The 277-nt window shown below is 41.9% G+C and carries 1 protein-coding gene; it reads right to left on the bottom strand.

The window, feature by feature from the left end; genetic code table 11:
* A partial coding sequence (locus tag KVT27_RS24405) for an SU10 major capsid protein (RefSeq protein WP_217582156.1) occupies positions 1-277 on the bottom strand: 277 nt, incomplete at both ends.

The following is a 277-nucleotide window of genomic DNA, read 5'->3' as shown; positions in this document are numbered from 1 at the left end:
CGAATAATCCACCTGTAGTACGTGGCTGTGTTGGAGAACCTGCATTTCTACGGCCATAAATTAAAGAGTTATTCGCTTCACGAATCATTTCTTTTAGACGTAGGTCTACTTGGTAGTTCAATTCGTTAGACACACCATGTGTATTTACTTGTTGCTGTGTACGAGAAATAGACGCGTATCGTGAGAAAATTTGAGAAAAGTTATGCGCTACTAAGCGGTCATTGATCTCATTTTTACGGAAAGCATCCTCACCTTCTGGTCGCGGTCTTGCGATGAC

Source organism: Lysinibacillus sp. GbtcB16 (assembly GCF_019091145.1).
Taxonomy (GTDB): Bacteria; Bacillota; Bacilli; order Bacillales_A; family Planococcaceae; genus Lysinibacillus; species Lysinibacillus fusiformis.
The sequence above is the reverse complement of the archived record's forward strand: the minus strand, read 5'-3'. Positions and strand labels throughout refer to the sequence as shown.